We start from the raw sequence: 22,331 nt of genomic DNA on the forward strand, positions 1-22,331 counted from the left end.
ACTTTAGTTTTTTGAGATGTCTTTTATAAAGCTATCTACCAGCTTATTATTCTTTTTCTCATCCAATTCAGCATCAATGATCTTTGATGCTGACTGTATGGCCAAATGTGCAACCTCATCACGAAGCTCCATCATAGCACGTTTCTTTTCTTGCTCGATCGTTTCACGAGCTTGTTCAAGAATTTGCTCAGCCTCTTCCTTGGATTTTTCTATACGTTCTGCACGGAGCATTTCAGCTTCTTCGATAGCTTCTTTGCGGATTTCTTTTGCTTTTTTCTCAGCTTCCCGCAATGCTTTTTCATTATCCTTTGAAATCTTTTCGGCACGTTCTAATGCCTGTTCAGCTGATTCCAAAGAGTCCTTGATGCGTGTTTCACGCTCTTGAAGCGCGTCCATAATTAATGGCACCGCATACTTACTCATTAGGACAAGAAATAATATCAGCGAAATTGCTACCCAAATAGCGAAACCGCTACTAAAGGAGAGTATTCCTCCTCCGCCTGCTAAAAATAGCATCATAGTTTATAGTTGAATAATTATTATTAACCGATTCCAAGAGCAAGGAGAATACAAACAATAGCGCCGATAAGTGCGACACCCTCAATAAGAGCAGCTGTCAAGATCATAGCACCGCGAATATCATCAGATGCTTCAGGTTGACGAGCGATGCTTTCCACAGAACTTTTACCGATCATACCGATTCCAATTCCAGCACCAACTGCTACGATTCCTGCTCCGATTCCTGCTGCTAATAAACCCATATTTTTACCTGTTGTTTTAGTTTTAAGTTTAGGTTTAGATTATGTGATAAAAATAAATTGTTGTTATGCGTGCGCTTCAATTCCTTCATCATGCGCATGCTCTTCGGCCGCCATTCCAATAAATACTGCCGAAAGAAGTGTAAAAATATATGCCTGCAAAACACCCACAAAAGCCTTAAGTGCATAGAGCGCAACGGTAAGTGGTACAGAGAATAAGCTCATACCAACTCCGGCCGCAGCTCCGAAAATATCAGTAAAGATAAAAATCAATCCCAGAATACAAATGATCATAATCTTACCGGAGAGCATATTTGCAAACAAACGTACTGCGAGCGCAAAGGGCTTAGTGAAGAGTCCAATAATTTCAATAGGTGTTAGAATGATACGCATCCAGCCGGGAACGCCGGGAAACCAAAAAACATGCTCCCAGTGATCCTTTGTACCATTCCACTGAGTAATAAAGAATGTAAATGCCGCTAATACACCGGTAACCGTAATATCAGCAGTTGCTGTTGCTCCCCAGGGCAACAATCCAAAAAGATTCATAAATGATATCCCGATAAATACAGTAAACAAATAGGGGACAAATTTCTGATATTTATTATCAGGGATATTTTTCTTTGCAATATCATCGCGGACAAATACAAAAACAATCTCAAACAAATTCTGAAACCAGCCTTTCGGCTCAGTCTTACGCCCTACTCCCTGCCGGTATCTGCGAGCCATTGCAATGGTTATCCAAACTGTTAATATCAGCCCGAACCAAACATACATCAAATGCGAAGTGATAGATAAATCCAACGTAATTTCCGCCCCATTAGCGGGCATTAATGCACCATCCTTCTCAACAAACTCACCGGACTCAACAGCACTTTCTGTGCTGCTATAGACAAATAAATCACCTTCAACCAAAAAGATACGAGGCAGGGGAACATAATATCCCAAAACCGCCAACTCATGATGGTCGACGACTTTTCCTACAACGTCAATAGGAGCACTATCGGAATCTTGTGCAGCTTTATCCGAGGCTTCTGTTAATGGGGTGAAGAAGAGAACCAGTAAGAGTGTTACGAACAGTCGGCGGAAGGCCCTTAGCATTAAATTCTAATTATCAGTTTCAAGTAGTTTGTTGATTGAAATAATCTCGATTACAGAGTGGAAAATATAAGAAATTATGAAGCTAACTGTAAAGTAAATTTGATGAATTTTTGTAGTCTTCAAAATCACCACCAAAGCAACTAAAACCAAGAGAAATCGAAGGCCCAGAGATATATAATATCGGGTAATAAATTTTGCGCTTTTTTCTGTCTTAACTCCTTTTATGACAAAAAAATTACTACCAACAAAAACAAAACTTAACAAAAAACCGGTGCTCACAGCTAAGTAATATTGTAACCCCGAAAGAAAAGTAACTCCCAATATTATTAGAAAAGCAACGAGTGAATTCAATAAAAATCTGTGCGCCAACTTTTGCACCTTCCGATCCAATACGCCTCTTCTATTTTATTTCTTATTTAATCGATTGCTTAGCCTGAATATCAGTATGAAAATATTTGTAATACCCACAAGGCAACCGATCAATAGCAGCCAAGGGCTGAGACCGAAATAACCGTCCAGCCAGTATCCCAAAAATATAGGAATCGATAGTGCGGCTGCTATTTCCCCCCCCAACGAAACATATTCTAAGTAATCAGTCGGTTTTTTACTCGTCAATCCTTTTTAACCTTAGATTTTCCTTTAGAAACAGATTTGTCTGACTTATCATCTTTTGACTTAGAGCTTCCCAGCTTTGAAGATAGACCACTACCGTTTTTCTTGATCTCTTCTTTTATATCTTCGCTCATATGGAACGAACCGTTTATCTGTGATCCTTCTTCAGCCAAAATTGTTTTCGTATAAATATCTCCTTCAATAGTAGCTGACTTGCGAAGAATGAGCTTGTTGGTAACACGTACTTCGCCATCAATATTGCCGGCGATATCAGCATCAACTGCTTCAATATTACCCTTAACTTTACCTGTTGATGAAACAATAACTTTGCCTTCCGCTTTTGCCTCTCCATCAAGGGTACCAGCAATGCGAACATCATTTTTGGTTTCCAAGGTACCTTTAAGTTCGGTGCCTTCACTTATCATATTTACTGAGGGTAAATTCTTACCGGATTTATTAGCACTCATAGATTCGTTTTCTTTCTTATTATTAAACATAAATTTCTTAAGATTTTATTAAATACGTATTCGGATTCTGGGGTACTCCATTTTTCCAAATTTCCAGATGTAAATGAGGACCGGAGCTTAATACCCCTACATCACCTGCTGTTCCCAAGATATCACCTTTTAAAACAATATCACCGATAGATTTTGAAACGCTTGCCGCATGCTTATACACCGTAATAATACCATTACTATGCTGAACATGCAGCACATAACCATAATTGACTGTCCAATCCTGGTTAATAATTGCTCCATCGGCTATTGCTTTAAAAGATGTTCCCTGCTTTGTAGCAATATCAATACCGTAATGTCCATTTTCGGGCTTAAATCCCCGGGTAAATGTACCGTCAACAGGGTAATCTGTCGGGAATTCAGGTGCCTGCTCAAATATGTTCGAGAAAATTATCTCGTTTTGAGACAGCACTCCCTTATTACTTACTTCAGATGTAAAGTCAAGTTCCGACTTTTTTTGATTCCCTGATTGCATTGCCACGGAACTTCCTTCGTTAATAGAAAAAGCAGTATCATCACCTGTAGTAATAACTTCCTGCATCTCTGCCAGCTGCGTATCACGTGCTTCTAACGAATCCCTGAGAGCCTGTACTTTTTGGGATACCTCAATAACTCGCTCACGCAGCTGAGCATCCTGCCTATTATAAAGCAGACCACTAACAGGCGTAAACATCACAAATAGTAGTACAATAATGGTAACTGTCAGCAACGAGATATAAAACAGATTCCACAGCCTTGAAGGTTTAAAATTGTAGGATGTGGAAGATTCCGGATCATCATCAAAAATAACGAAAGTCAGATCCTGATCTTGGTTTTTAAATAACCTTTTCAGAAATTCAAGCATGGAACCTGTGGTTTATGCTTCGGGTGTTGGTCCGCGATAGTTAAATGGAACATCTATATCATCATTACTATTTGATATCGCCCCATTTTCATTCTCATAACGCTTAATGTTTTCAGAAAGAGCATTCATCAATCGCTTTGCATGATCCGGGGTAAGCACCATTCTTTTTACCACCTTTGCTTTGGGGGCACCCGGCATAACGGAAATAAAATCAAGAATGAATTCAGAAGGCGAATGCGATATCATTACCAAATTGGAATACGTGCCGGAGGCTTCTTCCTCGGGCAGTTCAATTTGAATCTGTCCCTGCTCAAAATCTTTTGTTTGATCGGCCATAATAAAGAGGTTACAAATTAGATTTGCCGTTTATTATTCACTGGAATCTAAAAATCCGTGTTTGTCCATCCATTCATCGTTATAAATCTTTGAAACATAACGCGTACCACTATCCGGCAGAATGATAACCATGACATCATCTTCACCAAAGTCATTGTTTCGGGCGTATTCAAGAGCCCCGTACACAGCAGCGCCACACGATCCACCAACAAACAGGCCTTCCTTCTTGGCCAGCTTCCGCGTCATTTGAAAAGCATTTTTATCATTCACTTGGACAACCTCATCCAGCAGATCAAAATCCATATTTTCAGGGATAATATCTTCTCCTATCCCCTCTGTCAGGTAGGGATGAATTTCATCTTTATCAAATTCACCAGTTTCAAAATAATGTTTGTAAACTGAGCCCTCGCTGTCAACACCAATAGTTTTAATATCAGCGTTCTGTTCTTTCAGATATTTTGAAGTCCCCGATACGGTTCCACCGGTACCCATTCCCGCCACATAGTGTGTTACGTTACCTTCGGTTTGCTCCCAAATTTCAGGACCTGTGGTTTCGTAATGAGCCTGGGTATTACTCGGATTATCGTATTGATTGGGATAATATGAATTGGGTATTTCTTTGCTCAAACGTTTCGCAACGGAATAGTAGCTTTGAGGATCGTCGGGTTCCACATCCGTAGGACAAATCTTGACTTCGGCCCCCAGAGCACGTAAGAGATCTATTTTGGACTTACTCTGTTTGTCAGTGGTCGTAAAAATACAGTCGTACCCTTTAATAGTAGCAGCAAGCGCCAATCCCATACCAGTATTTCCGGATGTTCCTTCAATAATCGTCCCCCCCGGTTCTATAAGGCCTTGCTCCTCGGCATCTTCAATCATTTTGAGCCCTATCCGGTCTTTCACACTTTGTCCCGGATTAAAATATTCTACCTTTGCCAGTATAGTTCCTTCAAATTCTTTTGCGACCTTATTTAGTTTTACCAGCGGTGTATTGCCGATGGTATCTAATATGGAATTGTAATACATCTTATAATTCGTATGGTTGCTATTTCGATAAAAGTTGAAAAAGTGTAAGCGTCGGAATATAGGAATTTTGAATTGTCTACTCGAAAAAAGATTTAAATTACATTGTTGATTCAGACTAATTAGTTTAAAAAGTTCTTTATTCGAAGGAACAACTCTGTTATCTTCCTCAAAAATTAACGTCTAAGAAAACTATATATGTTTGTAGAACAGAGAAAGCCAAAAGATTTTGACTGTGGATACAATCTCGATCGGATGATTGATTCACTGCCGCGCATTGAAGATGAAGAAGAACGGATAGAATATGCCGAACGTGCAGTAGGACTCATAAAACAAAGTCATCCAAACTGGGTTGATGAAGACGGGAACAGCAAAGCCGCCTGGGATCACTTTTTTGAATTAGCGGATTATGATCCTAATGAATACGGCATTTATAATCCCTATAATAATTCTGAGAACAGCTAAGACGCCCAATAGTTATACAAACTACTATTCGGCAACAACAGCTTCTACCTCGTTGAAGTGAAAATCGTTTTCCAGTAAACCAAAAAAGAGTTTATCACAATACTCATCATTTTTGATGACGTGCTCTCGCAGTTGCCCTTCTTGCTGGAATCCAAGTTTTTCAACACTTTCTATCCATGTGGTGTTAAAATCAAAGGCTGCTGTTCCAACCTTGTGCATTCCTTTCTCATTAAAACAGTGAGACAGTACAATTTTCAAAGCTTCCACATCATAACCCATGCCGGCATACTTGCGATCACCAATTGTGCAGTTCACGAAACAACGCTTGTTGTATTGATCGATAGCATGAATATCTACGATACCGATAAGCTTATTATTTTCAGTTAAATGTATCTCGAACAATTCATTGGTTTCATTTCGCTCATCCAAAACGGACTTTATTCGTTTTAAAAACGCTTCAAAACTCTCATACTGATGGGGATAATCAGAATCGTAATAATTTAACTCCCTATCATTATTCCATTTATAGTGGATGGATACATTCTGAAGGTCAAACTCCTTTATTTCTACCATAGACATCTGGATCTAAATGATTTTAGACTTTATATGAAATATTATCGGTTGGATTTCCTTAATCTTAATGCAGACAGGCAAACTCATTAATGAATTATATAAAAACGCTTTTATCTACATAAACTGACCCAACAACAGTTAATTATCATTATGGAAATATCAATTTTCAATTTATATTGAAACTTATGAAAGCTGATATTGAATAACTGTAATTACTCCATGAATGATAATCCTTTATCAGATTTAAAAGATCATTTACCATCTTCGGTTACCCGTTTTAATAAGTCGGAGTACAATGATTTTTTAGACAATCTCTTCAAAAGCTCCACTGCAAGATACGCTACATTCAGTTTTCCAATCCATTCTATTGATCCCCTGGCCTATCTGGAAATGTGCTGGAAGGAAGATGACTTTCAGTATTACTGGGAAAAGCCAAATGATGAATTTGCTATTGCTGCAGGTGGTGAAATTACGTCGGTTACAGCCTCCGGTCCAAATCGATTTAACGGAATCAATAACAAGGTTAGCACTCTTGGTCAACAAACAGCTGAGTTTTCGACAATATCTCACCCTTATTCAGGAATGTTTCTGCTTGGCGGTTTTTCCTTTTTTGATCAAAATAACGACGATCTCTGGGAAGACTTCCCTCCGGCTTCGTTTTACCTTCCAAGATGGATGATTATAAAGGATGGAAAATTTACGCTGGCTACATTCTCGATTGATGTAAATGCATTTAGTGCAGCCCATGAACTAAATAATTATATCACTGATCAGCTTGATCAACTTAATGCTACCTTAGAGCAAAAAAAGTCGGACGGCAATACGCATCAAAATGGAGAAGCTTCACCAACACTCCTGCCCAAGCAAGAATCCGATTACCAGAAATGGACTGATTCGGTTATAAAGGCTAAAGAACTCATTAGAAAAAACACCTTTGAAAAAATTGTTTTAGCACGTAGTATAAAAGTCCCTAAGAGTACTGCAATTCCACCAACCCAAGTTGTTAACAGCCTCCGCAAACAGTATACAAACTGCTATAATTTTTTAATCCACAAGCCATCCGGTAACACATTTTTAGGATCTACTCCTGAGAGATTGATGTCTGCCCGAAATAAGTTACTCCTCACCGAAGCACTGGCGGGAAGTATAGGACGAGGGAATACAGCCACAGAGGATGCTTTCTTAGAAAATAAATTATCTGGAAATGGTAAAGACCAAAACGAACATAATTTTGTAGTTCAAGATATCGAAGAACGACTGGAGCCTTTTGTAAAAGAATTGAGCCGGAATACAACACCCGAGGTCAAAAAATTATCGAACGTACAACATCTTTATACCCCTATCCGGGCACAATTAAATGAGAAATCAACCATTCTGGAGGTGCTCGGTCAGCTGCATCCTACACCGGCCGTGGGCGGATATCCCTGGGAAAAAGCGGCTCCCTTTATTAAAGATCTTGAACATTTTGAACGCGGAAGATATGCCGGCCCTATTGGATGGATAAACAGCAAGGGGAATATGGAATTTGCTGTTGCTATCCGCAGTGCTTTATGTACTAAAAACCATGCACACTTATTTGCGGGATGCGGAATTGTTAAGGATTCTGATCCAGCAACCGAATGGGAAGAAACAAATCTCAAGTTGAAGCCAATGCTTTCGGCCCTGCAATATGACTGACCGACACCACGGTAATATAGCTTTACAATGGACCAACATTTTTTTTCAAGCACTTTCTAAGTATGGTGTTAAACATATTGTGGTATCTCCCGGCTCCCGCTCTACCCCGTTAACACTGGCGGTAGCTTCAAATCCACACCTCCAGAAGCATGTTATATTGGATGAGCGATCCGCAGCTTTTACAGCGCTGGGCATTGGCAAAGCTACCGATACTCCTGCCGTTTTAATCTGTACTTCAGGAACTGCTTTAGCCAATTATTATCCGGCCGTCATTGAAGCCCGGCAATCAGGCGTACCCATGATTTTAGTCACCGCCGATCGCCCCCCACACCTGCGAGCCACCGGAGCCAATCAAGCTATCGACCAGCTCAAAATTTTTGGAGATTACCCGGTCTTTTTTCATGAGGTTGGCGAACCCGAATCTGGTACAAAAGATCTGCAGCGATTAAACATATTGGCAAAGCAATCGGTATCCTTATCCCGAGAAAAACGGGGACCTGTACACTTGAATTTCCCATTTCGCAAGTCGCTGGAACCGACGGATGAAATGCTGAAGAAAATTGAAAAGGAAAATAAGAATCTACCAAATTCAACTGCTGAAAATAAAAATACTTCTACTGCTCTTAGCCTGAGTACTTCACTACAAAAAATACTTTCATCCGTCCGAAAACCGCTCATTATTATCGGTCCCACAGCACCCTCTGATGATGTGGATTCTATTTCTAAACTTGGGGATAAACTTGATGCTCCTGTCCTCACTGAATCTTCCATTGACAGTCCCAATACCATCCGTGGCTTTGCAGGAATTTTACGCAACAAGGATAGACGTAACCAACTTGAACCGGATGTAATTTTACGCTTTGGATTTCAGCCTACAAGTAAAAGTCTGGCTACCGCTTTAGAAGAGTGGAATCCCCAGCACCATTTTCATTTTTCAAGTACGAATGCCTGGCAGGATGCCACCTTTTCGGGCGCAGAACGCATTGCCTGGATGGGGCAAAAAATTCATATTGAAAATATTACAACGAATACTGGCACAACCTGGATAGAAAATTGGAAGCAAACCGAACATGAGTTTGCCAATTATTATCAAAAAACAATTAACCGGTACGCACAATTAACTGATGGCAGTATATATCATCAGTTAACACCACAAATCCCGGAAGATCACTTTATCGCCGTTTCTAATTCTTTTCCCGCCCGCGATGTTAACCTTTTTGGTCAACATACAACGAACTTGCCGCTCTTTGTAAATCGCGGAGCCAGCGGTATCGATGGCATCACGTCAACAGCTTTAGGAGTATCAAAGGGATTAGAAAAATCAGGCGTGCTTTTTACCGGCGACCTGGCCTTCTTGCACGATACTAACGCCCTGCTTAACCATAAAAACTTAGCTCAATCCTTAGTTGTCGTAGTTATTAATAATGGCGGAGGATCCATTTTCAGGATGCTGCCTATCCATAACAATAAACAACATTTTGAGCCCTATTTTGAAACCCCTCAAAACGCTAATATCAGAACGCTCGTCAGTGCTTATGATATCCCACATTATTTGATAAGTTCGCTCTCTGAGCTTAAAAAAATGGACCTCGCATCCATTACAGATCAAAATAAGGGCCTCTCTGTTATCGAGTGCCAAACCGACGCAGAGGCCTCTATGGAATTACGAAATCAACTCTGGAATTTCTGAAAATGGAACAGATTTCGGTCAACAATCAAGAATATGCAGTGTATGTTCACCAACACAATGATACGCTACCCTACCTATTGATGCTACACGGCTTTATGGGTGATCATCGTGTTTTTGATCATCTTATTGATGAGCTTTGCGAATTATATAATCCAGTAACTATAGACTTGCTCGGACATGGAGCATCTTCAAACCCCAGCGACCCTTCGAGATATAATGAGGATAATCAAATTAAAGATATTGTAAGCATTATCCAGACGAAAAATCTTTCTCCGCTTTTTTTATACGGTTACAGCATGGGCGGACGATTGGCTCTCAAAGTAACTTTAAATAGTCCATCGTTATTTAATGGATTAATTTTGGAAAGCACCAATTGTGGCATTTCAGATTCCCAAAAAAGAAAGGAGCGACAAAAGGCAGATGGAGCGAGAGCCCGACAAATCAAAGAAGACTTTGAACAATTTTTAGCAGATTGGAGTAAGCTCAATCTATTTAAATCACCGCTCCCTGTGGACAAATCTCTTGCCAGAAAATATCAACACATTCAACACGATCAGTCACCCGGTGCCCTCGCAGCTTCTCTAAACGGATTCGGAACCGGAAGCATGTCTCCTGTCTGTCATAAACTATCAGAATTGAATTTACCCACTCTCTTACTGGGAGGCTCGGCCGATGAAAAATACCAAGGGATCAATCAGTATTTGGCAGACCAACTTCCAAATGCTACTTTCTGGTCTATTAAGGCAGGACATCGTATCCATCTAAATAACCCATCAATATTGACTAACAGGGTAAATGATTTTTTAAGAAGTCTATAAACAGAATTTCTCAATACTCATTACTCAACACTCACTACTACCATGAATTGGAAAACTGTCAGCGAATATGAAGATATCACATTCAAAAAATCAAATGGCGTAGCGCGCATTGCCATCAACCGACCTGATCTTCGCAATGCTTTTCGTCCCAAAACCTTATTCGAGCTTCAGGATGCTTTTCTGGACGTCCGCGAAGATTCAAACATCGGCGTAGTACTGCTTACGGGCGAAGGACCTTCCCCGAAAGATGGCAAGTGGGCATTCTGTTCCGGTGGCGATCAGAACGTACGCGGCAAGGCCGGATACAAAGATGACACCGGAACGCCTCGGTTAAATGTGTTGGACTTACAACGCCTGATTCGCTTTATGGGTAAAGTTGTTATTTGTGTTGTTCCCGGCTGGGCCGTGGGCGGCGGACACAGTCTGCATGTGGTCTGTGATCTTACTATTGCCAGTAAAGAAAACGCGATATTCAAACAAACTGACGCCGACGTGGCCAGCTTTGACGGGGGGTTCGGCTCTGCCCTGTTGGCGCGCCAAGTGGGACAAAAGAAAGCGCGCGAAATCTTTTTCCTCGGCCGTAATTACTCTGCTCAAGAGGCTTACGATATGGGGATGGTCAATGCCGTAGTTCCACACGATGAACTCGAAGAAACGGCCTACCAGTGGGCACAGGAAATTCTTGAAAAAAGTCCCACAGCTATTCGCATGATTAAATATGCCTTTAACCTGGTGGATGATGGTATGGTTGGTCAGCAGGTATTCTCCGGTGAGGCGACGCGTCTGGCCTACATGACCGACGAGGCCGCCGAAGGACGCGACGCTTTCCTCGAGAAACGTAAACCTAACTGGGATGATTATCCTTGGATTGGATAACGAAGTTAACACTTAGAGACAGTATTCACTAAGTTTTTCTCACAACAGTAGCTCACATGCGAATGATAAAACGGTGAATTAGGTTCACTATATAAGTGAGGACTATAATCACTAAAAATTGCGACCATGTTATCATCAAGAGTATTTGTTGTTATAATTTGTGCCACTGCATTGTTCTTCTGTCATTCAGAAACTAAAGCACAAGCTAATCCTGATAGCGAAAACAATTTTGGGCTCGGCCTTATCTTAGGAGAACCGACGGGACTCTCAATCAAATCCTGGAATGGCGATCAATCCGCTTTTAGCATCGGTGCTGCCTGGTCACTTTCGGAAGATGAAGCCCTTCACTTGCATGCCGATTTTCAGCTGCATTCCTGGTTTGAGAATATCGAACGCGGAAGACTTGCCTTTTACTATGGTATTGGCGGACGTGTTATTTTTACAGATGACGCAAAAATTGGAGTCCGGGTTCCACTTGGATTGAACTATATCTTTGATACCCTCCCTTTTGATCTGTTTGTAGAAGCAACTCCTATCCTTGATTTTACTCCTAATCTCGAACTTGCCGGCAATGGTGGAGTTGGAATACGGTATTATTTTAATTGATCGAAATAAAATCAGATAGCAATAAAAAAAGCCCGCTACATAACGCATAATTAAATATTCCTTTAATCATCTTGTGGACGATGGCATGGGTTTCAGCAGATGTTCACTGGTGAAGCCACGCGACTGTACTACATGACCAACGAGGCTGTTAAAGAACGTGATGCCTTCCTTGAAAAAACACAAACCAAATTGGGATGATTATTCTCAGATTGGCTAACTCGATAAATAGTTTTTGATTTAAAAAAATATTGGTGTTATTTAATGCATAGAAAACAACCCAGTAGTTTGGGCTACTGGGTTGTTGGATAATTTAAAGGTTAAAATTAGTGATTATTCTGGTGTTGACCGATAATGGGCAGGAATAGTCTTGCCATTTCGCTTATGCTTTTTGACATAGACTTTTTTCTTCCCATTGCTAGTTTTAGCCATTTTTAACACCTCCTTTCTATTTTTAGTTAGGATTTATTAACAACAAAAGCCCGTTAAAGCGGGCTTTTGTTGTTTTTAATTATTTGCTTTAGTAATTACGAGCAACCGGTGGTTGATCCACAGGTAATGCACTTCTGACAGGTTCCATTACGGACCATCGTCATACTACCGCACTCAGGACAAGAATCACCGGTATAACCCAGCTCCTTGGCCTTTTCATAATCGCTCTGATAACTGTCGTCATCAGCTGCGGATTGTGCCTGTTTCGTGGGTTGTGATTCCACCACAGTTTCGGGCTGATCAGAACTCCCATTGTTATCAGGTTGCTTAGGAGTATCAACCTTATTTGCTTTTCCCCTAGCTTGTTTTTCCTCTTCAGAAGGACGCATCTTGCGCGTCATCACTTCTTCCGCAGGAACATGCGCCAGATCATCGCGACCGAGATACGTAACGGCAAGCTCACGGAAAATATAGTCAATCACAGAAGTCGTCATTTTCACATGTGGACTTCCACTAACCGTTCCACTTGGCTCGAACTTTGTAAATGTAAAGGCATCCACAAACTCTTCGAGCGGTACGCCGTGCTGCAGGCCAAGAGAAATTGCAATCGCAAAACAGTTGGTCAGGCTTCTAAATGCCGCTCCTTCTCGGTGCATGTCAAGGAATATTTCACCAAGCTGGCCATTTTCATATTCACCGGTTCGCAAGTACACGCTCTGCCCACCAATTTTCACCTTCTGGGTATATCCATTTCGGCGGCTGGGCAAGCGTTTACGCTCAGCCACATATTTATGAACAATCCGCTCAGCAGTTTCTACTACCTTATCTTGTTCTGCCTTCGTTTCCTCATCCAGATCTTCTTCATCCAGATCCTCAAAGACATCACTGAGACTATTCAGCGGCTGACTCAACTTGGAGCCATCACGATACAAGGCATTGGCCTTCAGCATCAGCTCCCATGAGTCCATGTACGCTTCCTTAAAGTCTTCAACCGTTGCCTCATTCGGCAAGTTAATCGTCTTCGAAATGGCGCCCGAAACAAACGGTTGCGCAGCTGCCATCATGCGGATGTGCCCTTTGGGTTTAATGTATCGCGTTCCGATACGTCCACAGCGGTTAGCACAATCGAAGACCGGCAGGTGCTCATCTTTCAAGTGTGGAGCCCCTTCAACGGTCATTGTACCGCAGACGTAGTCGTTGGCTTCCTGAATTTCTTCTTTGGTAAATCCAAGATGCTTGAGGACATCAAACTGAGGATTCGCCAACTGCTCATCAGAAAGACCAAGCTCTTCTTTACAGAAGTCTTCGCCCAAGGTCCACTGATTAAAGGCAAATTGAATCTCAAAACTGCTTGGCAGCGCTTCTTCAATAGCGTCAAGCTGTTTGTCATCGAATCCTTTTTCACGGAGACTTTCCTCATTAATATGCGGACAGCCATCCAGCGATCCATGTCCCTTGGCATAGTTAATAATTTCTTCACGCTCTTTGGGACTGTATCCAAGATTCTCCAGCGCTTTGGGCACACATTGATTAATAATCTTAAAGTGTCCACCGCCGGCAAGTTTCTTGAATTTCACCAGCGCAAAGTCAGGCTCAATTCCGGTGGTATCACAATCCATTACCAGACCAATTGTTCCGGTCGGTGCAATTACGGTAACCTGCGCATTACGATAGCCGTGCTTCTCACCCATTTTAACAGCTTCATCGGAATCTTCGCGAGCAGCCTTAAGAAGATTTTCGGGACATTCATTCGCATCAATGCCCATTGGCTTTACGGTTAGATCCTCGTACTCATCGGGATCCACATTATAGGCCGCGCGTTTGTGATTTCGGACTACTTTGAGCATCGGCTCTTTATTAGCTTCAAAACGCTCGAAAGTACCGAGCTCTTTAGCCATTTCTGCACTCGTTTTATAAGCATTCATATGGATGATGCTCATCAATCCACCCGCAATAGCACATCCTTCATCACTGTCATACGGCACGCCTTGCACCATCAGTGCTGCGCCTAAGTTGGCAAATCCAAGACCAAGCGTACGATATTTGTACGATAGATCTGCAATTTCTTTAGATGGGAACTGTGCCATCAGTACAGAAATCTCCAGTACGACCGTCCACAAGCGAGAAGCATTACGGAGTGACTCAACATCAAATTCCTTGCACTCATCCGTTTTAAAATATTTCATCAGGTTCAATGACGCCAGATTACAGGCCGTGTTATCAAGGAACATATATTCCGAACACGGATTACTTCCATTAATCGGTCCGTCATTGGGACATGTGTGCCACTCATTAATAGTATCGTGATACTGTGCTCCCGGATCGGCGCATGCCCAGGCAGCATTCGAGATCTGATCCCAAAGTTCACGGGCCGGCATCGTTTTATGCGGTTCTGGCTCGCGTCCTTCTTCGGCGGCCTTCCGCTTTTCGGTTCTCCAATAAAGGTTCCAGTCGTCGTCATTTTTGACGGCTCGCATAAACTTATTGGGGATGCGTACGGAGTTGTTTGAATTTTGTCCGCTTACCGTGCGATACGCTTCAGAATCCCAATCCGTATCATAAGTATCAAATTCCAGATCGGTATATCCTTGTGCAGCCAACTGAACAACCCGTTCAATATAATTGAGCGGTACCTGATCTTCCTTCGCTTCCTTAATAGCTTTACCAAGCTCTTTGTTTTTAACGGGATCGCGACTTACCGCCCCATTAAAAGTACGTCCATCAATTTCAACCGGTTCGTTACAAAGCTTAATGATTTTCTTGAGATGCTTCTCCAAAATCTTGGAGCCGGCAACCATAGAAGCAACTTTTTGCTCTTCCCGAACTTTCCAATTTACATATTCTTCGATATCGGGATGATCAAGATCCAGCGTTACCATCTTGGCTGCGCGCCGTGTGGTTCCACCAGACTTAATAGCACCGGCAGCCTTGTCGCCAATCTTCAGAAAGCTCATCAATCCGGATGACCTGCCACCACCGCTCAAGGGCTCTCCCTCACCGCGAATTTTTGAGAAGTTACTTCCCGTTCCGGAACCATACTTAAAGAGTCGCGCTTCGCGAACCCACAAGTCCATAATGCCTCCCTCATTGACGAGGTTGTCATCGATACTCTGGATAAAACAAGCATGCGGCTGTGGATGCGTATAAGCATCTTCTGACTTTGTCAGTTCTCCTGTTTTTCCATCTACATAATAATGACCTTGTGACGGACCATTAATGCCATATGCCCAATGTAAACCGGTATTAAACCATTGGGGACTGTTAGGTGCCGCCATTTGATTGGCCAGCATATAGCTTAATTCGTCATAAAAAACCTTGGCTTCTTTTTCAGAATCAAAATAATCGTGTTTCCATCCCCAATACGTCCAACAACCGGCAAGACGATGAAATACTTGGCGGCTGTCATACTCTCCGCCATAATAATCATCTTCATCAATCCCTTCCTTTTTCATCGCTTTCTCATCGGCTTCTGATCGCTGCAACCACTCCGGTACTCCTTTTTCTTTTACTTTCTTTGTGATTTGTGGGACGCCCGCCTTGCGAAAATATTTTTGGGCAATTACATCTGTTGAAACCTGTGACCAGGTTTCAGGTACAATCAATTCTTCCATTGAAAAAACAATGGATCCATCGGGATTTTTTATCTCCGATTTGCGGCTCTCAAAATTCATATCTCCAAATGGACTGTCCCACTCCTCTTGTGTATAAAATCGTGTAAATTTCATATTACTAACTCCGGTTTACTTTAATAGTTTTTTACTTAACTGGAAGGCTCTGAAAAAGCACAAAATCATGTCGTTTTCTTCTAATTAAATATAAAGGAATGCGACGATGGAACAAGTCAAAAAGCCCAAAACTTTTCCACAAAATGCAGAAGTTATCCACAATAGATCATGATATTTGACGTAATTTTTTCAGACTTTTTTATCCGGTATAAGAAAAATTGTGGATAACTTTCATGAATCCTATTACTGGGGAGCCAAAGCTCACCTAAGGTGCTTTTCAAGTCCAACTTCTATTGGTCAGCAAATAGTTATTCATCCCAATAAAAAAAGCCTCCTTTCATCAGAATTTATGAAAGGAGGCTAAAATAAGCTGAGGGATTTTTTTCTATAATTGATACTGCAACTTGATAAAGTATCCTCGACCTCGGGTATTATAACCGTTAATCTCTTGATAATCAGTATTAAAAAGATTCTCTACTTTTAGTAGTGTAGATAGATTTTCTGTAACTGAATAGCCCACCGTGGCATTTGTTACATTATAACCCGAAACATCACTACGATCCAGGGCTCCATTCGGACCTAAGCTTGCACTGTAATACACATCATCTCTGGATCCAACATATCGGGAATCAATTTTAAATCGCAGTTTATCAGTAGCTAAATACGATGCACTGACAAAGGCATTCACCGATGGACGCCGAGTTAAGCCTTCAATCTCTTTTTCTTCGGTTACATAGGCTCCGCTCTCATATATTTGTACGTGATTTCCTCCCGTATATGCTGCATCAATGTCATCTGGTGAAAACGTTATTGTTGATCTGGTGAGAGATACGTTTCCTCGTAGAGTAAGTTTGGGAGTTATTCTCGCTGAGGCTGATGCTTCAAGTCCTGATACCTGCTGCTCAGAAGCATTAATATACGTATCTCCGAGATAGTCTGAATCCGGAAAGCTTGCACTTAAATTTTCGATCGCGGTATCGCCATTCCATAAGTACACGTATTCAATGACATCATCTACTACTGTTTTAAAAGCAGACAATTCAAAAGAAAACTGATTGCCTACCTCTTGCTTCCATCCAAGCTCGTAAGATACCGATGACTCGGGGTCCAGATTTTCATTGCCCCGGTTTGTATAACTTCCCGCGCTTTGTGACGGTGAATAAAGTTGGTAGAGTGAAGGGGCGTTAAATCCACTGGTTATTGCACCATATAAAAGCGTGGATTCGGTCACCTGAAGTTTGGGATTCACTTCATACGTAAAGTGAGATCCAAACTCATCGTGATGGACCAATCGTCCTCCCAATCCTAATGAAAATAACTCTAACTGATCGGCAATTAATCCTCCATTAAGATTGGACTGGGCATACCCGTTATAAATAATTTCCTTCAATCCTAATGAATCTAAATCGGTTGTCGATTCATACACTCCAAATTGCGACCGACTATACACATAATTTCGAGTAGACATCGTTTGTCGCGATGCGGAAGCACCGGCAACAAATCGAATATGATTCCCATCTATTACGGCCTTCAATTCATTTTCCCAGAGTGATCCTTCGGCATTAAGCTCTGTATAAATCCCGTCATACGTATCATTGGGACTCACAAGGGACGAATCGTTTACAAAATCTCTGTTTAAATCTGAATAGGCACCCTGGAACTCTAAAGCTACCTGATCTGATAATTCCATGCCACCCCCAAAATTAAACAGATCGCGCTGAAATTCGGTGTAGGCATTACTATCATCCTGATAAGCACCCTGATCAACGTCACTGCGCTGATCTACACGTCTATAAGATGCATATAAATCATACTGATCAGTCGAATACCCAAGCTTACCCACTAAATCAAGTTTATTAAAATCATCCTGATCCTGTGGATTAAACGTATTGGTGCCGGATGTCGTATCAATGGTTGCATCAAACCCGTTGGTCAGCCGAAAGTTGGCACCCAAATTCGCGTACCATCCCCCATCAGTAGTATAATTAGCAAAAAGGCTGTTTGTAGTGGAATACGTTCCTTCGCCAAATCGCCCGTGTTTGGTTTCTGCATTTACATTAAATCCTTCTGCTCCTTCCTTTTTTGTAATAATATTAACAACTCCGCCAATAGCCGAGGAACCATAGAGCGTGCTATGTGATCCGCGGACAATTTCGATGCGCTTTATTCCGGTAAGTGAAAGCTCCGAAAGATCAATAGAATTATTATTGGTAGAAGGATCACTGATTCGAACGCCGTCAATCAATACAACTGAATGATTGGAATTGGCATTGCGGATAAATCCCTGCTGCAGCGAGCCCGGCGTTTGTCCCGCTCCTATCATATGTACACTTTGCTGTTGCGCCAACAGCTCACTGACATTTGCATATGCAGCATTCTGAATATCCTCCTGTGAAATAACAGTAACATTGCGCCCTACCGACTGCGGGGACTGCTCGTATTTACTGGCACTGATTATAATTTCGTCCAGCTCATAGATTGTAGAGTCGGTTTCTACATCGTTTTGTTGAGCCAGCGTTGGCACAGATATCCAAAGAAAAGCCACCAAGGCACAAAGCCCTGAAAGTAATCGTTTAGTTATGGTCATAATTTAAAATTGTAGGTTACAAATGATGATTAATTCATCACTCGTACCTTTGGGTATAAAACTTGGAAGGTATAAATACGTTCTGATAGCCAGAAACGATATTTACTCTTCGCTTTTCTCCCGAAAGCTACGAATGCTGTGCGTTGGCAGGTCTTCTGGCTTGTTCCGCTTCTGACAACCTTCCCGTCCCATCCCGGTTAAACCGAGAGAAACAGTGGTTCAAGAAAGATCAAAAGGTTATGGAACTCACAGCATCGGGGAATGCTCCGGATTTTCCCGAAAATTATCGAGAGCACCGGATTCCCTTTTAATCCCATCCCAAAACATTTTTAGGATGGGAACCAATGCACGAGCCGAAAATACGAGGTGCGCTGAATAAATCAAAACCTATTGCGGTAATTTCTGATTTTTCTTCAATGCTTTTAGCAGCTCTTTTATAGATGTAAAACAATTTTTATTCTCTTTTGAAATGATTTCCCATTCAAACGCTTCTTGTTTTGTACGGGCCTCAACCTGAAGAGCTGTTCCGTTGTTTTCGACTACCTTATATCCCTCGCGCTCAAGGGCGCGGCGCGTCCAAAATACAGGTACGGCATCACCGGTTAAATAAACAGCCTCTTTATTTGGATTATGCAGCGTAAAAGAGCCGGTACTGCGATCAAAATCAAAACTGTCTTTTTCAAAAACAGATTCAAAGGTGCCATCCAAAACAAGATCTTCGGGCGTACCGGTAATAACTTCTCCCTCCCTGTTAATGAGCCACAAGCTGTCGGCCGCTTTCAGGGCCAGATCCAACTCATGAGTAGACAACAAAATACCCTTTTGGGTATCATGAGTTAGCTTTCGCAGCAACCGAATAATTTCTACCCGGTTCGGGAGATCTAAATGCGCCGTAGGCTCGTCGAGCAATACCGCCGAAGTATCCTGTGCCAATGCCCTGGCAATCATCACCTTTTGCCGTTCTCCATCACTGAGATGCAACACATCTCTGTCGACAAACTGCTCAATCCCTGCGGACGCAATTGCCCATTCTACTATTTCTTCATCTTTTTTATTAAGGGATCCAAACCAACCGGTATAGGGCGACCGTCCGAATGCCACCAACTCATAAACACTAATATTCCCGATCGTAATACGGTCGGTCAAAACGGTACTTACTTTTTGCGCAATTTCTTTTACTGCAAGTTGATTTAAATTCTTTCCATTAAGTAATACATCTCCATCCAATGGATTATGCAGGTTAGCTAACGTTCTAATTAGCGTAGATTTTCCCGATCCATTAGGACCCAACAGACATACAACCTCTCCACCATGCAGCGCCACATTTATATCAGATGCCACAACCGTAGCAGACTTACGCCCTTTTCCGGGAAATCCTATATCCAATTCATTTGTCGATATGATGGAAGACTGTTTACTCATCAAAATGAAGCCTGCAGGTTTTTGCGCTGGATGATTACCCAGATAACAACGGGCGATCCTACCATCGATGTAACAGCACTAATGGGCAGCGTTGTTGTTGAGCCCGGCACTTGAGCAATGATATCACAGCCAAGCAATAGTATAGCTCCCATCAATAATGTGGCCGGAATGAGTACCCGGTGATCATTCGTTCCCATCAAGGATCGAGTAAGATGAGGAACAGCGATGCCCACAAATCCAATGGGACCACAAAATGCGGTGATTCCACCCGCCAACAAACTGGTACTCACGATAATCCAGATACGAGAACCAGAAACCGACAGCCCCATACTTCGGGCATAATTTTCCCCCAGCAAGAGTCCATTCAACGGTTTTGAAAGTGCCATCGCAATTCCAATCCCAACAAATGCAACAACGGCCAATATCCACAACTGATCTAAAGGCACACCGCCAAGACTCCCGAACGTCCAGATGAGATAATCCTGAATCTGCTCGGGTCGGCTAAAGTACTGCCAGATACTTACCAACGCGATCGTCAGGTTCCCAATCATCAATCCGATAATCAACAGTGTTACATTATCGCGAACTTTAATAGAAATAAGAAGAATCAACAGTAACACAGCAGCCGATCCCAAACTGGCGGCAATCACAATAATCCAACTGCCGAATGCCGACAGTTGCTGAATGGCAAAAATACTGGTAATAGTTCCACCTGCCAGCATTACAATAGCAACACCAAGACTTGCTCCTGCAGTAATACCCAGTACCGACGGACCTGCCAGCGGATTGCGAAAAAGTGTTTGCATGAGCAACCCACCTATTGACAATGCACTGCCGGCTAAAACGGCCGTTATGGCCCGGGGAATGCGGATGTTAATGATAATTTTATTCCAAACCTCACTTGCGGCCTCTCCCCCAACCAAAATTTGGACAATATCCCCAAGAGGAATATCAACTGATCCCAGTACTAAGTTAACCAGCAGAAGTACTAAAAGAATGACAATCAACAGTCCAAAATAAAGCGGACGAATACCTGTCTTATGTTTTGGCGTTATATCTGCAGTTTCGTTGGCCATCAATCAATTTTCTGATAGTAATAAAGCTGGTGATCGGGCAGCTGCTGCGGATGGAATATTTTGATTAAATCGGCCAGTACCATTTCGGGATGTACTACACCCGACTCCCAAAAATCATTGCCGCCGGACGGGCTCATCCGCTTGTTATTATTATATATTTGCCCCGTTTGGAATGGTTTAAAGTCCTTAAACCGAGAATCTTTTGCCAGAATATCCTCTTTTGAGTTTACTGCTCCGGGATTAATCCACATATCGGCCTGCAATCCAATTTCATAAACCACTTCAAAACTCTTACGCAATCCTCCGGCCTCATCCGAATCGAACCATGAATAATCCGCTCCGGCATCCCTCAAAAACTGAGCGGTATAGCTTTCTCCACCCGACACAAACCACGCTCCTTTATAAGGCATATTATTGATAACCAATGGCTTATCATTTATGCCCTTCACCTTGGATTTTAAACTGTTATATTGTTTTGCGACCGCACTAAATTTTTCGTTAGCCTGATTCTCCATGTTCAGCAGCGCAGCCAGTACTTTAACCCATTCTGCCTTGCCAAGTGGCGTTGTTTCCAACCACTCTGAGTTAACCATCACATCAATATCAGATTCCATCAAAATTTTTACATTATCGAACTGTGAGGACTGTCCGCCGGAAATCATCAACAAATCAGGATTCATCGACAGTATCTTTTCCTTGTTTAGTTCCCCTTGCGGCAGGCTCACCATTTTACCCTCCTCCAGCTGGCTTCGAATATCCTCACTATAAACATAGTCCCCACCTACCATTCCGGTCATGATATCCGTTGCATCAAGCATTTCTGCCAACCCGATATGCGTCGTAGAAGTGGCCAAAAGACTTGTTATTGGGATGGGAATCTCCGTCGTATTCTCAACCTCTACTTCATCAGTAAGGTCGCGCGGCACTAACGAATATCGCAGCGTATCAACCTGGTTTTGAAAGGGTTTTAGAATCTCCAGCAACTTATAGTTATGGTGATACGTAATCCGAAATCCTTCTGCATATTCTGCATGCACAGAATCAGCGAAATGTACCTGTTCAATGTTATTAGAATGAGATTCCGGATCGGCATTTTTTTCAGGGCCACATCCACCAATCAGTAGGAACGAAATTACCCATACAAATAAAAGTATAGGGGGGTAAAAAAAGCGTAAGTGTGATCTATCCATGGATTTGG

The 22,331-nt window shown here is 42.1% G+C and carries 19 protein-coding genes, 2 pseudogenes and 1 riboswitch; of the genes and pseudogenes, 7 read left to right on the forward strand and 14 right to left on the reverse strand.

Annotated elements, in window-relative coordinates:
* Nucleotides 1–3: 3 nt before the first annotated feature.
* From atpF to CK503_RS01100, 8 genes and pseudogenes are all read right to left on the reverse strand, one after another.
* Entirely contained in the window at nt 4–519 is a 516-nt protein-coding gene (atpF, locus tag CK503_RS01060; protein ID WP_095604926.1) for a F0F1 ATP synthase subunit B, read from the reverse strand.
* Between the two features lie 23 nt (nt 520–542).
* Nucleotides 543–761, reverse strand: coding sequence for an ATP synthase F0 subunit C (atpE, locus tag CK503_RS01065; RefSeq protein ID WP_095604927.1), 219 nt, complete (start codon nt 759–761; stop codon nt 543–545).
* Nucleotides 762–824: 63 nt separating this feature from the next.
* A complete protein-coding gene (gene atpB / locus CK503_RS01070) occupies nt 825–1,859 on the reverse strand; it encodes a F0F1 ATP synthase subunit A (protein ID WP_095604928.1) in 1,035 nt (344 codons plus the stop codon).
* 405 nt (nt 1,860–2,264) lie between these two features.
* A complete protein-coding gene (locus CK503_RS16370) occupies nt 2,265–2,474 on the reverse strand; it encodes an AtpZ/AtpI family protein (RefSeq protein WP_095604930.1) in 210 nt (69 codons plus the stop codon).
* Entirely contained in the window at nt 2,471–2,938 is a 468-nt protein-coding gene (locus CK503_RS01085; RefSeq protein ID WP_176466175.1) for a bactofilin family protein, read from the reverse strand. The genes CK503_RS16370 and CK503_RS01085 overlap by 4 nt, the downstream gene beginning before the upstream one ends.
* A gap of 37 nt (nt 2,939–2,975) precedes the next feature.
* Complete coding sequence (locus CK503_RS01090; protein WP_095604932.1) at nt 2,976–3,830, reverse strand: M23 family metallopeptidase; 855 nt, start codon at nt 3,828–3,830, stop codon at nt 2,976–2,978.
* Nucleotides 3,831–3,842: 12 nt separating this feature from the next.
* The gene (locus CK503_RS01095) at nt 3,843–4,166 is read right to left on the reverse strand and encodes a DUF3467 domain-containing protein (RefSeq protein ID WP_095604933.1); all 324 of its coding nucleotides are present in this window, start codon (nt 4,164–4,166) and stop codon (nt 3,843–3,845) included.
* A gap of 39 nt (nt 4,167–4,205) precedes the next feature.
* Nucleotides 4,206–5,192: pseudogene (locus CK503_RS01100) on the reverse strand (PLP-dependent cysteine synthase family protein); the annotation flags it as partial.
* Nucleotides 5,193–5,387: 195 nt separating this feature from the next.
* Here CK503_RS01100 and CK503_RS01105 point away from each other — a divergent pair.
* A complete protein-coding gene (locus tag CK503_RS01105) occupies nt 5,388–5,654 on the forward strand; it encodes a DUF4290 domain-containing protein (protein ID WP_095604935.1) in 267 nt (88 codons plus the stop codon).
* Between the two features lie 24 nt (nt 5,655–5,678).
* Here the strand turns inward: CK503_RS01105 and CK503_RS01110 are convergent, their stop codons facing one another.
* Entirely contained in the window at nt 5,679–6,233 is a 555-nt protein-coding gene (locus CK503_RS01110) for a GNAT family N-acetyltransferase (RefSeq protein WP_095604936.1), read from the reverse strand.
* A gap of 213 nt (nt 6,234–6,446) precedes the next feature.
* Between CK503_RS01110 and CK503_RS01115 the strand changes: the two genes are divergently transcribed.
* The 6 genes and pseudogenes from CK503_RS01115 to CK503_RS16375 form a co-directional block, all read left to right on the forward strand.
* A complete protein-coding gene (locus CK503_RS01115; protein ID WP_095604937.1) occupies nt 6,447–7,904 on the forward strand; it encodes an isochorismate synthase in 1,458 nt (485 codons plus the stop codon).
* Nucleotides 7,897–9,594, forward strand: a complete 1,698-nt coding sequence (gene menD, locus CK503_RS01120) for a 2-succinyl-5-enolpyruvyl-6-hydroxy-3-cyclohexene-1-carboxylic-acid synthase (protein WP_095604938.1) — start codon at nt 7,897–7,899, stop codon at nt 9,592–9,594. Before CK503_RS01115 ends, menD begins: the two co-directional genes overlap by 8 nt.
* Nucleotides 9,595–9,596: 2 nt before the next feature.
* On the forward strand, nt 9,597–10,412 hold the full coding sequence (menH, locus tag CK503_RS01125) for a 2-succinyl-6-hydroxy-2,4-cyclohexadiene-1-carboxylate synthase (RefSeq protein ID WP_095604939.1): 816 nt from the start codon (nt 9,597–9,599) through the stop codon (nt 10,410–10,412).
* Between the two features lie 42 nt (nt 10,413–10,454).
* On the forward strand, nt 10,455–11,288 hold the full coding sequence (locus tag CK503_RS01130) for a 1,4-dihydroxy-2-naphthoyl-CoA synthase (protein ID WP_095604940.1): 834 nt from the start codon (nt 10,455–10,457) through the stop codon (nt 11,286–11,288).
* A gap of 126 nt (nt 11,289–11,414) precedes the next feature.
* Nucleotides 11,415–11,894 (forward strand): hypothetical protein, encoded by a 480-nt coding sequence (locus tag CK503_RS01135; protein WP_255233300.1) that lies wholly within the window; start codon nt 11,415–11,417, stop codon nt 11,892–11,894.
* Nucleotides 11,895–11,937: 43 nt separating this feature from the next.
* Nucleotides 11,938–12,092, forward strand: a pseudogene (locus CK503_RS16375) (1,4-dihydroxy-2-naphthoyl-CoA synthase); the annotation flags it as partial.
* Nucleotides 12,093–12,418: 326 nt separating this feature from the next.
* On the opposite strand, the gene CK503_RS01145 reads toward CK503_RS16375, so the two are convergent.
* The 5 genes from CK503_RS01145 to CK503_RS01165 all read right to left on the reverse strand — a co-directional run bounded on the left by CK503_RS01145 (nt 12,419) and on the right by CK503_RS01165 (nt 22,323).
* Nucleotides 12,419–16,048 carry a vitamin B12-dependent ribonucleotide reductase gene (locus tag CK503_RS01145; protein WP_095604941.1) on the reverse strand — a complete coding sequence of 1,210 codons (3,630 nt, stop codon included), beginning with the start codon at nt 16,046–16,048 and terminating at the stop codon, nt 12,419–12,421.
* Between the two features lie 385 nt (nt 16,049–16,433).
* Nucleotides 16,434–18,635 (reverse strand): TonB-dependent receptor plug domain-containing protein, encoded by a 2,202-nt coding sequence (locus CK503_RS01150; RefSeq protein ID WP_095604942.1) that lies wholly within the window; start codon nt 18,633–18,635, stop codon nt 16,434–16,436.
* 128 nt (nt 18,636–18,763) lie between these two features.
* Nucleotides 18,764–18,996, reverse strand: a riboswitch (cobalamin riboswitch).
* A gap of 26 nt (nt 18,997–19,022) precedes the next feature.
* Nucleotides 19,023–20,057: an ABC transporter ATP-binding protein gene (locus CK503_RS01155; protein ID WP_095604943.1), complete on the reverse strand. Its 1,035-nt coding sequence runs from the start codon at nt 20,055–20,057 to the stop codon at nt 19,023–19,025.
* Nucleotides 20,057–21,133, reverse strand: coding sequence for an iron ABC transporter permease (locus CK503_RS01160; protein WP_095604944.1), 1,077 nt, complete (start codon nt 21,131–21,133; stop codon nt 20,057–20,059). Before CK503_RS01160 ends, CK503_RS01155 begins: the two co-directional genes overlap by 1 nt.
* Nucleotides 21,133–22,323: an ABC transporter substrate-binding protein gene (locus tag CK503_RS01165; protein ID WP_095604945.1), complete on the reverse strand. Its 1,191-nt coding sequence runs from the start codon at nt 22,321–22,323 to the stop codon at nt 21,133–21,135. Before CK503_RS01165 ends, CK503_RS01160 begins: the two co-directional genes overlap by 1 nt.
* Nucleotides 22,324–22,331 lie beyond the last annotated feature (8 nt).

The sequence above is a fragment of the Fodinibius salipaludis genome (assembly GCF_002287075.1).
Taxonomy (GTDB): Bacteria; Bacteroidota; Rhodothermia; order Balneolales; family Balneolaceae; genus Fodinibius; species Fodinibius salipaludis.